Genomic DNA, 12,898 nt, shown 5'->3' on the forward strand with positions numbered 1-12,898 from the left:
AACCCCGCCAGCAACGGCGGGGTTTTTTATTGCCTGCGCCCTGCCACTTCCGGGGAAACGCCTTCAAGGAAGATGGGTGAGATGGCGAATAATTCATCATGGGTGGTGATACTCACCCCATGAATGAACTTTCACTGCATCAATATTGCTGAATTGGCATGATGGGGTGCAATCTTCGCAATCTCTCGCCCCCACGACCTCCCTATACTGGGTGCTCATACAAACAAGGTCGTCTGCGCCGACACACCGAAAGGTGGCGTGCGAGAGGATCAGCGCCCGCAGCCCCATCCGGCTGCCGTGGCCGGCCCCGGTGACCGACGGGGGCCGCAGGAAAACCGGTCGCGGGGTTACCGCCGCGCGACTCGTCAGGGACGGTGTTACCGCACCAACCCGCTTCCCCTCCTTGCCCCACCCGCCTGTCGGCCCGGTCGTCCGGCGCCTCGCCCATCCGTCAAGGGAATCTGAATATGAGCTTCGATCATCGCAAATACCGCCGTGCCCCCGTGATCAACCTGGCGGATCGCCAGTGGCCCAACCGGGTACTGGAGCGGGCACCGCTCTGGTGCGCCGTGGACCTGCGCGATGGCAACCAGGCGCTGGTCGAGCCCATGACGGTGGCCCAGAAGCTGCAAATGTGGGCGCTGATGACCCACATCGGTTTCAAGCACATCGAGGTGGGCTTCCCGGCGGCCTCCCAGCCCGACTTCGATTTTGTGCGCGAACTCATCGAGCGCAACCTCATCCCCGATGACGTCACCATCCAGGTGCTGGTGCAGGCGCGCGAAGATCTGATCGCCCGCACCTTCGAGGCGCTCAAGGGGGCGAAGCGGGCCATCGTTCACGTCTACAACTCGGTCAACCCGACCCAGCGCAACTATGTGTTCAACTCAGGCAAGGACGGGGTCAAGGCCATCGCCGTGCAGGGGGCGCGCTGGGTGCGGGAGTATGCGGCCCGCAATCCGGGCACCGAGTGGAGTTTCCAGTATTCTCCGGAGAGCTTCAGCAGCACCGAGGTGGAGTTCGCCGTCGAGGTGTGTGACGCCGTCATCGACGAGTGGCGTGCCGCTGCCCGTCCCATGATCCTGAACCTCCCCGCCACGGTGGAGGTGAGCACCCCCAACGTGTTTGCGGATCAGGTGGAGTGGTTCTGCCGAAACCTCAAGGCGCGACCCGAGGTGAGCATCTCCATCCACACCCACAACGACAGAGGCTGCGGGGTGGCCGCCGCCGAGCTGGCGGTGCTGGCGGGGGCGGATCGCATCGAGGGCACCCTGCTCGGCAACGGGGAGCGCACCGGCAACATGGACATCGTCACCATGGCCATGAACCTCTACAGCCAGGGGATTGACCCCGAGCTGGACCTGTCTGACATGGATGCCATCGTCGCCACCGTGGGGGCCTGCACCCAGATTGCCCTGCACCCGCGCCACCCCTATGCCGGCGAGCTGGTCTACACGGCGTTTTCCGGCAGCCACCAGGACGCCATCCGCAAGTCTCTCGCGGCAGAAAAACCGGATCACTACTGGGACGTGGCTTACCTGCCCATCGACCCTGCCGATCTCGGTCGCAGCTACGAGGCGGTGATCCGCATCAACAGCCAGTCCGGCAAAGGAGGGGTGACCTATCTGCTGGAGCGTGACCTCGGTCTGCAACTGCCGCGCTGGCTGCAAATCGACTTCAGCCGCCGGGTGCAGGCCGAGGCTGAGGCGAGCAGCTGCGAAATCAGCCCGGAGCAGATCCGCACCCTGTTCGAGCAGCACTATCTTGAGCCGGCCCACGGCTATCGCATCGGGCGCTTCCAGCTTGGTCATGACAGTCAGGAGAGCCTGCGCCTGGAGTTGCAGACCCCCCACGGCACCCTGCAATTGTGCGGTGAAGGGGAGGGTGCCATCACGGCCCTGGTCAACGGCTGGCAGCGTCAGACCGGCATGCACATCGATGTGCTGGATTACTCCGAGCATGCGCTCACCGCCGGCACCGAATCCCGCGCCGCCGCTTATGTGCTGCTGAGCGTCGAGGGCACCCGGATGTGTGGCGTCGCCGTCGGTCGCGACGTGGTCAACGCCTCCCTGCAGGCGGTGATCAACGGCGCCGCCCAGCATCAGGCCCTGCGCCAGAGCGCCTGAGGCTGCACGGCCCGCTTGCCGTGAGGGCGAGCAGGGAAGGGCCGCCCGCCCCGATGTCACGGCAGATCGCGCCGTCCCTGTTGCAACAATCCCCTGACCCATATGGTGAGGGGATTGTTTTTTATGGAAAAATCGGCCCACAATATCAGTGATTTGCCACCAGGAATGCCGTCGGGGTTCGCTGGCGATGGCAGCCAACGGCTGCCATTCGGGATAGAAGACATGCGCGCTTGGAGCCCAAAACATGATGAAGACTCCCCTCAGGTTATCCGTTCACCCCGCCCGGTTCTTCTCGCTTCCTCCCTGCCGTCGTCTCGCGCTGGTGAGCCTGCCCTGTCTGCTGCTGCTGACGGGGATCCTGGCCGGGGTCAGCTTTGATCCCCTGGCAGAGCACAACCTCTATACCGTCGGGGCTCTGGCCGAAGCGCTCAACGTGCTGACCCTGCTGTTCATGTTCTGGGTGGTGCAGTGTGCCCAGATCACCTTGAGAACCTATCTCTCCCTCACCGGCGGGCTGACCCTCTGGCTCGTCTCCGGCGTCATCGATCTGATGGATGAGGCCTATTTCCAGCCCTGGTGGCTCTCCACGGTGGAAGATAGCCTGCGCACGATCGGCATGCTGGCCTCGGCCTGGGGTGTGCTGCTGATGGTGCAGCAGATGTATGGCACCCAGATGCGGCTCTCCTCCCTCGCCATGTCAGACGAGCTGACCGGGCTCTCCAATCGCCGGGCGTTTCGCGCCGTGCTGGAGGCGCACGGAGAGGAGGGGACGCCGCTCCTGCTGCTGGATCTCGATCACTTCAAGCTCATCAACGATCGCTATGGCCACGCGATTGGCGACAATGTACTGCGTGAATTCAGCACCCTGCTGCGCCAGCTCTGCCCATTGGATGGGGTGGTGGCACGCCTTGGGGGAGAGGAGTTTGCCATCTGGCTGCCCGGCATGACGGGCGACAAAGCCCGTGCGCTGGCGGAGCAGATAAGGTGCGCGACCGAAGAGCTGGTCTCAGGTGACGGGGTAAGATTCACCGTGAGCCTTGCCCTGGGTATCAGCCAGAGCGGGGAGGGAGTGGATGCCCTGCTCCAGCGCATCGATCTCGCCCTCTATCAGGCCAAGCATCTGGGACGAAACCGGGTGGAGCTGGCGTGATGGCGCCAGGGAATGCCGCAGCCAGCGGGCCAGCAGGTTCATCCGCCTTCATCTTGTCAGACTTGTTCCCTACAATGTCCGCCTCCATGCATTCGAGCCCTCTCATTCGCGATGAGGGGCAGGTCCCGCTCTTCAGGAAGCCTTCATGATCCCCTCTCACTCCTTGTTTGATGCCCATTGGCGCTGGCTGTCACTGCTTTCCCTTGCCCTGCTGTCGGGTTGTGCCAGCGAGCCTCCCGCCCCGACCAGCCCGGCGACGCCGGCGGGGCGCCCCATTCCCAAGGCGATGCAGCCGCAAAAACCGGCCGATATGAAGAGCCGCATCGTGCGCTTCCTGCCGCGCAACGTGGTGGACAAGCCGGGCTGGGCCAATGACGTGGTGACGGCGCTCACCACCCAGGGGCTGACGGTGAGCGATCACAACGTCTGCAGCGTGCTGGCGGTGGCGGAGCAGGAGGCGACCTATCAGGCGGACCCCGTGGTGCCCAACCTCAACAAGATTGCCTGGAAGGAGATCAATGCCCGGGCCGGCAAGCTGCTCATCCCCGAGTTCATGGTGCGCACGGCCCTCTCCATCCAATCCCCCACTGGCAAGAGCTATGCCGAGCGCATCGACAAGCTTCGCACCGAGCGGGAGATGAGCGAGATCTTCGAAGACATGATAGGCAGCGTCCCCATGGGCAAGCAGCTCTTTGGCAACCTCAACCCGGTGCGCACCGGCGGCCCCATGCAGGTGAGCGTCGCCTTTGCCGAAGCCAACGCCCGTGGGTACCCCTATCCCGTGAAGGAGTCCATTCGCCACGAGGTGTTCACTCGTCGCGGCGGCATCTGGTTTGGCACCAAACACATCTTCGGCTATCCCGCCGACTACCCGGATACCCTCTATCGCTTCGCCGACTTCAATGCGGGCTGGTACGCGAGCCGCAATGCGGCCTTCCAGGCGGCGGTAAGCCGGGTGAGTGGCAAGCCCCTGGCCCTGGACGGGGATCTCATCCGCTACGACTCGGATTTGCCCGGCAAGACCGAGCTCGCGGTCCACAGCATCGCCAGCCGCGTCAACATGAGCAAGCAGGCCATTCACCAGAGCCTCAAGCTCGGGGACAGCAGCGACTTTGCCAAAAGCGATCTCTACCACAGGGTCTTCGCCCTGGCCGACAAACAGGCCGGGACACGGCAACCCCGCGCCATCCTGCCCGGTATCCAGCTAAAGAGCCCCAAGATCACCCGCAACCTCACCACCGCCTGGTTTGCCAAGCGGGTGGATGACAGGGAGCAGGCCTGCGTCAGAAAGATGGCGACCATTCGCTGATAGCCAGAGACAACCAGGGCGGCCAATGGGCCGCCCTTGTTTATTGTGATTTGACCACCTGGCTGGTCATGGTCGGTAGCTCCCAGGTTCCCCCCAGAGTGATCATGCGACAGCTACCAGTGGTGCTTTTCTCACTCTGCACGAAGGTTTGGCCGTCCCATACCCAGCTTTCGAAAGAAAAACAATCTCCTATTCCTCTTCCTTTGTGCGAGGCACTCAGTTCGCCCTCTCCATAACCGTTTGCGTAAGTGCTGATGAGGGTTGCACTGCTGGTATCAAGGTCCGTATCAATCAGAATAAATGCCGAACCGTCGTTGTAAGCGGCGAGCCAGCAGGGTAGCCGGATCAAGGCTCGTTCCTGGTTCAGGGGATAGATCTGGCCATCTTCCTGATTCTCATATGCGCTGGGACAGACATCTTCATTGACGTGTTGTTTCAGCCAAGCCCTTATGCTCTGTAGCTCAGGCTTGGTGAGTGGGCGAGATAGGTTGTCTGCGGCAACGGCACCTGCATGGATCACGGGGGCCACCAAGGCCGGGGGAATAGTTGTGGTGGGTAACGAGCCCTGTTTGGTCAGGGCTGTACTGGTATTGAGACGGCCTTGGAACTCATCCATTTTGAGAAAAATGGCATAGGCACCGGCACCGGATAACGGTTCTTGGTGCTTGCTCCATTCAAATACCACCTTGCCAGTCCCTTTGATTGCTCGGACGAGCGCTGCAGTTTGGGGCTGGGTGAACGGAGTCCGCTCTTTTACGATGCCGAGCACCTCGCCATTGATGCGCAGTGTGATCAAACCATCAGCGGGGGCCGCCGGAGCCCGCTGATCAACCTCTGCGATGGCAAGCTCGGCATGCAGTGTGCCCTTGGCGCCAGCCTCTCGGGTGAGCAGAACCGAAAGTCCACCCAATTCCGCGCTGTAACCTGCCGCTCGGCATGTGCGCGTGTTGTCACAGGCCAGTTCCCAGTCCTTGTGTTGAAAAGAGAGCCCTTCAGTAAACGAGCCGAGTGCAGAGGCCAATAGTGTTGTGATGAACATTAGAGGTTTCCAGAAGCATTGGGACGGTCAGGATAGCATTCTGGAAGGTTCAAATTGAATCTTGTTTTGGGTTGACTGAGCTGTGCCGAGTGGCGTACCCCTTTGATCCGATTAGAAACTCATCGCCAATCCGATGGAGTAGCCGCTGGTACTGTTGCTGAACATATAGCGGGCCACCAGCCGGGTGCGGGTGATGAAAATGTCGTACTTGCTGCTGTCGAGTTCGAGGCCAAGTCCCAGAGAGTTGAGGCTGTTGAAACCGAGCAGCCCCCGTTGCTGCCCCAGGTATTCGGTTCTGGCCCCTTCCAGCACGTAGCGAAGGGGCCTGTCCAGCAGGGTCCAGTCCCACAGGGGGGCGCGGCGGCGCAGGTAAAGCCCGAGGTTTTCCGCATCGGCCTGACCGCTGACGCTCTCGGCGGTGCCGGTGAAGCTTTGCAGATGCTGGTAGGAGTAGCGCAGTTCGGCATCGATGTCCTGGGCGGCGGAGAAGAGTTCATAGTCCAGCATCAATGAGCCACCGAGGCCGTAGACATTGAGGGTGCCGCCGTCGAGGAAGTCCAGATTCTTGCCGCTCCTGTGCTCGAGCAGGGCGGCCCCGATGCGAAGGTCGCTGGCCACCGTGCCCAGGGTGACATTGGCGATGGGCCGCAGCACCAGATTGCCACCAAAGCGATCCCGGTGGACCCCGACATCCCAGCCGATGCCGCCGGTGGCGCTCAGGCTGTTCCATTTGGTGGGAATGGTGCGGGTCTCGTTGCCATCGGTGAACACGAACTGGGGATCGTAGCGGCTGTAGCCCAGGGTGCCCTCCAGATAGAGGGGAACATCCTCGCTCAGGGTAGCGCCACCCCCGAGCTGGGTGATGGTGAGGGCAGAGGTGTCGTTGGTGCCGCTGCCGATATTCAGGTTGCTGGCGGTGATATCCGGCACCACGGCGTAGCTCATCAGGGAGACGACGGCGTTGGCGCGCTGTTGAACCAGGCTCTCGTCGCTGGCGCGGGCCTTTGTCACAAGACCGGCAGAGACGCCGGCAATAACCGCCAGCAAGGAAAGTGTGTGAGAAGAGAGCTGTCTTGCCATACCTGGCTCCATGAGTAGCCCGTCCATCGGGGCATGTTCACACTGTAACGGGTTTCATCTGGCTTGGCAGCCTGGCAAGGGCCGACCCGTCCTGTTTTGGGGGGTGCGCATTGGCCTGATGGGCCAAGCTGTCCTCGCTTTGGCGGGGGCAGGGGGCCGCGAGAAGGGTGAACCGCTGGGCAGAAATCACAGACATTAATTTATTGTTCAGTTCCCCGGGTGTATAAGAGGCCTCCCATACGAACATTGGGGTGGTAGCAGGGATGGATTACCAGACGGGGCCTTCGGGTCATCATGACGAATGCGCATTACGTTGATGGGAGTCACACCAGATGCAGGACATGCTGCTTGCCATATGGCATCAGGATTTTGATCAGCTTATACAAATGCAGGCAATCGGTCTGCTCGTCACCTGTCTGGTGGTGATCCTCTTCCTTGAATCGAGCTTCGTCTTTCTGCCCCTGCCCGGTGACAGCCTGGTGCTGCTGGCGGGCGGTCTGGTGGGCATGGGGGTGCTGGGGCCCGAGGTGACCTTGCTCTATCTGCCGCTCGCGGCCGGGATAGGGAGCGTGCTCGCCTACTGGCAGGGGCAGGCACTGCATGGCACCCGTTTCATGGGCCATGTGGAGCGAATGATCCCGGAAGGGAGCCTGCCCAGGGCCTCCCGACTGCTGGATCGTTACGGCTTCTGGGCCATGTTCGTGTCCCGTTTCATCCCCTTCGTGAGAGTGTTGACCCCCATGTTGATGGGAGTCTCCCGCCTGCACCTGCTGCGGGTGGCCGTGGCGAGTTTTGCCAGCGCCTTCCTCTGGTCCCTGGTATTGAGCATGGTCGGCAAGATGGTGATGGCGACCCCGGTCTTTGCCCATCATCAGGAGCTGCTGACCAAGTGCCTGCTCGTCACCTCTTTCGGGCTGTTCGTCATCGCGGTGGCGGCCATCGGCATGCGGCTGCTCAAGCGTCCGAGCAAGCGGGTGCGCTGATCTCACTGCCCGGGCTGCGCCTGCTGCCGCGTCTGGCGGGCGCAGCCCCCGGAAAAATACAAGCCATTTGAGGCGGCATTCCTGTCGCCTATCTGTTACACTTCGCGCCCGCCATTTTCCGGCTCATCTTCTGATCTGATGTCAGACCCAGCCGTCCTTGGCTCCACGCCTCGCCGATGCCAGGCCACACGCCGGCCCAGGCCACCCACGCCAACTACAGCTCCGCTGGAACACAGGAACCCAACATGAGATTTGAATCGTTCGATTTTGCCCCCGAGATTTTGCGCGCCATCTCAGATTGCGGTTATCAGGAGATGACCCCTGTGCAGAGCCAGGCCATCCCGGCCATTCGCCGTGGCCGCGATGTGCTGGCCAGTGCCCAGACCGGTACCGGCAAGACAGCCGCCTTTGCGTTGCCCATCCTGCAACGTCTGGTAGACAACCCGGCGCCGGTGCAGCCTTCCAATGCCCGCGTGCTGATCCTGACCCCGACCCGCGAGCTGGCAGCCCAGGTGGCGAGCAATATCAACGATTTCGCCAAGTATCTTGATATTACTACCCTCACCATCGTGGGTGGCGGCAAACAGGATGTGCAGGCCAAGAAGCTCAAAGCGGGCGCACACATCATAGTGGCCACCCCTGGCCGTCTGCTCGAGCACCTCACCGCCTGCAACCTGAGCCTCTCCGGGGTCGAGACTCTGGTGCTGGACGAGGCGGATCGCATCCTCGACATGGGCTTTAGCGCCGATGTGCAGCAGATCCTGCAGGCGGTCAACAAGACCCGCCAGAACCTGCTCTTCTCCGCCACCTTCTCCGAGGCGGTAAAAAAGCTGGCCAACCTCATGCTGGACAAACCCCAGGTGGTGGCCGTCGACAAGCAGAACTCCACTGCCGACACCGTGAGCCACACCGTTTATCCGGTGGAACAGAAGCGCAAACGCGAGCTGCTCTCCGAGCTTATCGGCAAGCAGAACTGGCAGCAGGTGCTGGTGTTTGCCAGCACCCGCGAGAGCTGCGATGAACTGGTGGAGGAGCTCAACCTCGACGGCATCAAGTCTGCCGTGGTGCACGGTGACAAGGCCCAGGGGAGCCGTCGCCGCGCCTTGCGTGAATTCACCGAAGGCAAGCTGCGGGTGCTGGTGGCCACCGAGGTGGCCGCCCGCGGCCTGGACATTCCGAGCCTGGAATACGTGGTCAACTATGATCTGCCGTTCCTCGCGGAAGATTACGTGCACCGTATCGGCCGAACCGGTCGCGCTGGCAAGAGCGGCATGGCCATCTCCTTCGTCAGTCGCGAGGAGGAGCGCACCCTGCTGGAGATCGAGGCCCTCATCGGCCAGAAGATCCGCCGCATCATGGTGCCGGGTTACGAGGTGAGCAGCCGTGACGACCTCATCAAGCAGTTGCAGGAGCGCCGCCGCTTCGGCAAGCGCCCGCAGCGTGAAGACAATGCCGCCGCCCAGGCCATGGCCGAGGCGAAACTGCAAGGCCAGCGCCTCAAGCGTCTGGCGGCGGCCAAGAAGCCCCGTCAGCCGAAATAAGGCAACGTCGCACCCTCCCGGTCGGGGAGGGGCGTTTACTCTCCAAAGGCGCCACTGGCGCCTTTGTGCTGTCGATGACGCGGCCCCTTGGCCGCCCCGTTTCAGAGGATCCGAGATGACCCTTCCTGCTTACAATCAGGCCCTGCTCGAGATGGCCCGCCAGAGCCTGGCGGAGCTGGAGCGCACCGCCGCCCAGAAGACGGGCAAACGCACCCCCGCCCAGGAGAGCCACTTTCTCTGTACCTGGATGGCGGATTCTCTCAAGGAGAAACGCTTCTCCCGGCTGGTGATGGAGGATCTCAAGACCTGGGTGCAACTGGGGCGGACGCTGGGGGCGGGGGCCGATCTCAAGGGGCTGCTTGAGCGGGTGCAGCGCCAGTATGAGCGCGCCATGCATGAGCCGGTACAGCTGGGGACGCGCCTGGCCGATCTGCTTTTGGCGCTGGAGGGGGCGGGCTGGCTGGTGTTCACCGACAGCGAACTGAACACCCGGCAGCGGCTGCTGAGCCAGGGGCAATCCAGCCTGATCATCTCTGCCAGCGAGTATCAGGGCCATATCGAGGGAGGTGAGCTGGTCAAGCCCCTCACCCTCTATGTGCGCGGGGACGAGCAGGTACTGGCCGAGGCGGCATTTGCCCGGGGCCTGCTGCTGAGCCAGGGCAACAAGAAAACCACCCTGGTCAAGCACCACAAGGCCTATCGGCTGATGCCGGGCAACGCGCAGCCGGCCCTGGCGCTGCTGGCCTCCTGACCCCGCCTTCTCATCCCGTCACCCGGCCCTGCGCCGGGTTTTTTTATGGCAAATACGCCACACGGGGTTGCCTGCACGCCCAGGGCCGGGCGGGCAATCTTTGTCGCAGCCAAGGGGCTCCCCCTCTGATGGGGGGCGTCCCCCATATGGAGGGATGGTGGGGTGGTGCTTCTGCTCTAGGGTGGATGGGCCCCAAAGAGGGCCTTAAAGGAAGCAGACCGCCTGACAAGGCGACACTCAATGAATGAGGAAACATGATGAAAGCGACTCCAATTGCCCTGTTGCTGGCCGGCGTGCTGGCGTCCCCGCTCTGCGCCGCCGGACTCGATGCCCGGCTCACCCTGATGGAGGGCAGCACAGACGATGTGCGCGTCAACCTGACCCTGACCAACACCGGGGAGAAGCCGGTTCGTCTGCTCAAATGGCAACTGCCGGGCAGCGAGGATGCTCCCCTGTTCCAGGTGGAGCGTGACGGCCAGCCGGTGGATTACGAAGGGGCCCTGATCAAGCGGGCCGCCCCGAGTGACAAGGACTACCAACTGCTCAAGGCGGGCCAGAGCTTGACAGTGCAGGCGGAGGTCTCCGGTCTCTACGACATGAGTGCCCAGGGCCAGTACAGCATCCGTTACCTGCTGCCGACCGTGGCACAGGAGGGGAAAGCGGCCAAGGCCAAACAGGCCCAGGCGAGCGAGTCCAATGCCGTGACCCTCTGGGTGGACGGGGTGAGCGACGAGCGGGTGCTGGCCAAGGCGGCGGTGGCCGAGCCCCAGGCGGTGAGCGCCTCGGTCAGCTTCAGCGGCCGTTGCACCAACACCCAGAAGAGCGACATCCTGGCGGCGCTCGATGCCGCGAGTGGCATCGCCAACAACTCCAGCAGCTACCTCGCGGTGGACAAGCCGAATGGGCAGCGCTACCGCAGCTGGTTTGGCGCCTATGACGCCACCCGCTGGAACCAGGCCGAGACCAACTTCAGCAAGATCAAGGATGCCATCGACAACAAGCCGCTCACCTTCGACTGCGGTTGCAAGCAGAGCTACTTTGCCTATGTCTATCCGGACCAGCCCTACAAGGTCTATCTGTGCAAGAGCTTCTGGACTGCGCCGGTCACCGGGACCGATTCCCGCGCCGGCACCATTGTCCACGAGCTGAGCCACTTCAACGTGGTGGCGGGCACCGACGATCTGGGATACGGTCAGGCCAATGCGCGCAATCTGGCGAGCACGGATCCCCAGAAGGCCCTGAACAATGCCGACAACCACGAATATTTCGCCGAGAATACTCCGAGCGAAAATTGAGTTGCAAACAGGGGCCGGATGGCCCCTTTTTTGACGGAGGCACCATGATGACACTCTTGCTCACCACCCTGGCACTGGCGCCCTTGCAGTGCGAGCTGTCGGTCAGCGCAGAGAGCGGGGTGAACGAACCCCTGCCCCTGGTGATGACCCTGACCAACCGGGGGGAGACGCCTCTCGAGGTATTGACCTGGTTCACCCCCTTCGAGGGGTGGTTTGCCGATGCCATCGACCTGACCCGCGATGGGGAGCCGCTGGACTATCGAGGGCCGCTTGCCAAGCGAGGTACCCCCGGGGACGGCGACTTCCTGCACCTGGGGGCGGGGGAGCAGAGCCAGGCCGATGCGGATCTGGCGCAGGCCTACGATCTGTCCCAACCGGGCCGCTACCGGCTCAGCTATCGTGCCCAGCCCCTGACGCTGACCAAGGGCGTGGCGCCCAGCTGCCCCGCCGTCGACTTTACCCGGGTGGCCCCCTAGGCGATCTGCGGCTTGCCCTTGGTATCCAGCAGCCCGACGGCGCGAGGGGCCACCGCCAGACCGCGTGACGATTGGCTTTCCCGCCAGCAGCAGTGCACCAGCGTGATCACATGGTCATCCAGGGTATCGTCTTTATCCGGATGATACAGGGGATGGGCCACCGAGTGGGTCGATAGCAAAATGATGAACATGAGGGGCGGTCCAGCCATGCCATGCACCGGGCCGACTCGTTTACACAGTCAAGGAGGAGACATGGCACTGGAACAACTGAAACGAGAGCTGGAGCGCTTTGGCGAGCAGAATGACGGAGCGCAACACTCTCGTGGCAGCAAGATGCTCAACATTACCCGCGACACCGGCGAACTGCTGGCGATGCTGGTGCAGACGAGGGGGGCGCAGGCTGTGCTGGAGATCGGCACCTCCAACGGTTACTCCACCCTCTGGCTGGCCGAGGCAGTAAAACGGCTGGGGGGCCGGGTCACCACCATCGAGCTGGACGAGGGCAAACGGACCATGGCGGCCGCCAACTTTGAGCGGGCCGGGCTCGCTCCCTGGATTGAGCAGTTGGCGGGCGAAGCAGGCACGCTGCTGCCCACCCTGCCGACGGCGGGCTATCAGCTCATTTTTCTGGACTCCGATCGCCTGCACTATCAGGCCTGGTGGCCCGAGATCCAGCGCCTGCTTGCCCCCCGCGGTCTGCTGGTGGTGGACAATGCCATCTCCCATGAAGACGAGATGAGGGAGTGGATGGCACAGGTGCGGCGTGACCCCGATTTCCTGACTTCCCTGGTGCCGGTGGGCAAGGGGGAGTGGCTGGTGGTGCGGTTGTAGGGGAACGGCATGGAAAACAGGACCATGGAACCAAAAACCGTGGTGCAGACCACTGGCAGGCCATACAGAGCAGCGGTTTCGTCAGGGCCCCCAGGTGGCTGAGCGATGACTTCCTCTGTGACTGGCCAGCGTCGGGGGAGCGGCGCGAGGGGCGGGTCAACTTCGTCGAGATCCATCGGCGCTACCCGGCGGCCGGGCCCTGGAATGTCGACATCGTCCGCCTGCCGGAGCAGGGCGGGAGGTGGTGACCGAAGGGGTGATCACCGACGGTGACGTCAAGGCGCGCGCCATCGCGCCTTTACCTTCCACGTGGTGCG

Annotated in this window: 12 protein-coding genes; 9 read left to right on the forward strand and 3 right to left on the reverse strand. The window is 62.8% G+C overall.

Annotation, left to right across the window (positions count from 1 at the left end; all coding sequences use genetic code 11):
• The first annotated feature begins 467 nt into the window (after window positions 1–467).
• From leuA to AB5Y51_RS10410, 3 genes are all read left to right on the forward strand, one after another.
• Entirely contained in the window at window positions 468–2,126 is a 1,659-nt protein-coding gene (leuA, locus tag AB5Y51_RS10400) for a 2-isopropylmalate synthase (protein ID WP_368178396.1), read from the forward strand.
• Between the two features lie 244 nt (window positions 2,127–2,370).
• A complete protein-coding gene (locus AB5Y51_RS10405) occupies window positions 2,371–3,276 on the forward strand; it encodes a GGDEF domain-containing protein (protein ID WP_368178397.1) in 906 nt (301 codons plus the stop codon).
• Between the two features lie 145 nt (window positions 3,277–3,421).
• A complete protein-coding gene (locus AB5Y51_RS10410; RefSeq protein ID WP_368178398.1) occupies window positions 3,422–4,585 on the forward strand; it encodes a DUF1615 domain-containing protein in 1,164 nt (387 codons plus the stop codon).
• A gap of 40 nt (window positions 4,586–4,625) precedes the next feature.
• On the opposite strand, the gene AB5Y51_RS10415 is transcribed toward AB5Y51_RS10410, so the two are convergent.
• A complete protein-coding gene (locus AB5Y51_RS10415) occupies window positions 4,626–5,624 on the reverse strand; it encodes a DUF1176 domain-containing protein (protein ID WP_042014678.1) in 999 nt (332 codons plus the stop codon).
• A 111-nt stretch (window positions 5,625–5,735) separates the two neighbouring features.
• Window positions 5,736–6,704 (reverse strand): hypothetical protein, encoded by a 969-nt coding sequence (locus AB5Y51_RS10420; protein ID WP_368178399.1) that lies wholly within the window; start codon window positions 6,702–6,704, stop codon window positions 5,736–5,738.
• 332 nt (window positions 6,705–7,036) lie between these two features.
• Here AB5Y51_RS10420 and AB5Y51_RS10425 point away from each other — a divergent pair, with 332 nt between their 5' ends.
• The 5 genes from AB5Y51_RS10425 (at window position 7,037) to AB5Y51_RS10445 (ending at window position 11,750) form a co-directional block, all read left to right on the forward strand.
• On the forward strand, window positions 7,037–7,687 hold the full coding sequence (locus AB5Y51_RS10425; RefSeq protein WP_010675180.1) for a DedA family protein: 651 nt from the start codon (window positions 7,037–7,039) through the stop codon (window positions 7,685–7,687).
• Window positions 7,688–7,932: 245 nt separating this feature from the next.
• Complete coding sequence (locus AB5Y51_RS10430; protein WP_010675179.1) at window positions 7,933–9,228, forward strand: DEAD/DEAH box helicase; 1,296 nt, start codon at window positions 7,933–7,935, stop codon at window positions 9,226–9,228.
• A gap of 115 nt (window positions 9,229–9,343) precedes the next feature.
• Window positions 9,344–9,979: a DUF2913 family protein gene (locus AB5Y51_RS10435; protein ID WP_134997362.1), complete on the forward strand. Its 636-nt coding sequence runs from the start codon at window positions 9,344–9,346 to the stop codon at window positions 9,977–9,979.
• A 254-nt stretch (window positions 9,980–10,233) separates the two neighbouring features.
• Entirely contained in the window at window positions 10,234–11,274 is a 1,041-nt protein-coding gene (locus tag AB5Y51_RS10440) for a M35 family metallo-endopeptidase (RefSeq protein ID WP_368178400.1), read from the forward strand.
• A 44-nt stretch (window positions 11,275–11,318) separates the two neighbouring features.
• A complete protein-coding gene (locus tag AB5Y51_RS10445; RefSeq protein WP_161957683.1) occupies window positions 11,319–11,750 on the forward strand; it encodes a protease in 432 nt (143 codons plus the stop codon).
• Here the strand turns inward: AB5Y51_RS10445 and AB5Y51_RS10450 are convergent.
• Window positions 11,747–11,941, reverse strand: coding sequence for a hypothetical protein (locus tag AB5Y51_RS10450; RefSeq protein ID WP_183150034.1), 195 nt, complete (start codon window positions 11,939–11,941; stop codon window positions 11,747–11,749). The genes AB5Y51_RS10445 and AB5Y51_RS10450 overlap by 4 nt on opposite strands.
• A gap of 61 nt (window positions 11,942–12,002) precedes the next feature.
• Between AB5Y51_RS10450 and AB5Y51_RS10455 the strand changes: the two genes are divergently transcribed.
• Window positions 12,003–12,581 carry an O-methyltransferase gene (locus tag AB5Y51_RS10455; protein ID WP_368178401.1) on the forward strand — a complete coding sequence of 193 codons (579 nt, stop codon included), beginning with the start codon at window positions 12,003–12,005 and terminating at the stop codon, window positions 12,579–12,581.
• Window positions 12,582–12,898 lie beyond the last annotated feature (317 nt).

Origin of the sequence: Aeromonas sp. R7-1 (assembly GCF_040908115.1) — a bacterium.
Lineage (GTDB): Bacteria > Pseudomonadota > Gammaproteobacteria > Enterobacterales > Aeromonadaceae > Aeromonas > Aeromonas caviae.